The following is a 1,377-nucleotide window of genomic DNA, read 5'->3' as shown; positions in this document are numbered from 1 at the left end:
GCTCCTTGGTCCGGCCTACGCCGAACCAATCACGATCAGCGGAATTGTCGTAATACCGAATCATTTTATGTACCTGCTTATGAGAGTGACATCTCGAGTCTCAACAACAAACGCGACATAACGGGGAACAACACGCCGCTCAATTGCGAACGACTTGACTTCAGCGATCAAACCACAACACTTGCACGAATACACGTACAACAAACTGCGATTGCCAACTGTGATGGTCGACTCTTAATACTCGCCTTCCTCACATAACCGGCGTGATACCCCGCTACCGGCCCGCAACTCTTAAGTGTTTGCCGCATCCGATTAACTTTGGTACTGCCGCATTTGTCATTATATGTTTTAATTTGCATTCAATGGCGGTTGCCTATCCGCGATCGCAAAGATCCTTACTCAAGTAACCAACGAGAGGCTTTCGTGTTACAATTACAAACTAAAGTTTTGGCGCTAATGGCCAGTTGTTTTCTATTACTTGCTTTTGTTGGATGCGGAGGAGCCGACAACAAGGTGGTAGTACCTGAGATGACACCTGAAGAACTTCAAGCAGAGATTGATAAAAGGGTACAAGAAGCAGCTGACTACAAACCCGAGTAGGACAGCATTACTTGAATGCTGCCGGCATTCCGCATATCCAATTACGCCGGCTGATGTCATTGACCTACTCGCCTACTCCCTCTTATAATGTACCGACTGTAGTGGGCGAACCACGGCTTCGTTTTGAATTGGATTTCCGAGCGGGACCGAACGAAGCCTTTGCGGGGGCAACATTCCACGAAACGCGATGGAATTGACATTCGCTGTCGACGACACGGGAGGCCGCTGTCTTCCCATTTCGTCTTTATAAGAGATGAACCATTCTTGTTGAGTCCCTCGCCGCGGGTTCTTGCGTTCGTTTTTAGCGATCGCTAAAGCGACACGTCACGCAGCTGGCGCGCCCACTGCTCCAGTACGGCTGACCTGAACTCACGACCCTTGTCGACACGGATCGAGCTGGGCAGCAGGCGATCGCGAGCTAGTCACTCCCGATCATCAGCCACGCCCCGCTATCCACGCAGGTAGACAGGAACATTTGGGCAAACTCCTATAGCCATTAGCGTGTTAGCCCGGACTGCTAAATCGTTGCGAAGACGTGGAAATACACGGCCACGTTAGCATTGCTTCCATTTTAAGTCGCGATAGCGACGGCAGGCGAAAGCCCCGGACGCGAGTCCGGGGTCGGGTCGCCTCCACACATCCCAAGTCGCGAAGCGATGACAGATGCCGCACCCGGTGGTTCATTCGTGGACACGCACGAGTTTTGTGTCGTCGCGTTGCGACTTGCTTCGCTTGGCTTGCCCAAACCACGGACTCACGTCCTTGTCATTACCCACA

General features: G+C 51.9%; 1 protein-coding gene. It reads left to right on the top strand.

The window, feature by feature from the left end; translation table 11 throughout:
* Positions 1–423: 423 nt before the first annotated feature.
* Positions 424–600 (top strand): hypothetical protein, encoded by a 177-nt coding sequence (locus NB063_RS31855; protein WP_250933855.1) that lies wholly within the window; start codon positions 424–426, stop codon positions 598–600.
* Positions 601–1,377: the final 777 nt, after the last annotated feature.

The sequence above is a fragment of the Aporhodopirellula aestuarii genome, from assembly GCF_023701485.1.
Taxonomy (GTDB): domain Bacteria; phylum Planctomycetota; class Planctomycetia; order Pirellulales; family Pirellulaceae; genus Rhodopirellula; species Rhodopirellula aestuarii.
The sequence above is the reverse complement of the archived record's forward strand: the minus strand, read 5'-3'. Positions and strand labels throughout refer to the sequence as shown.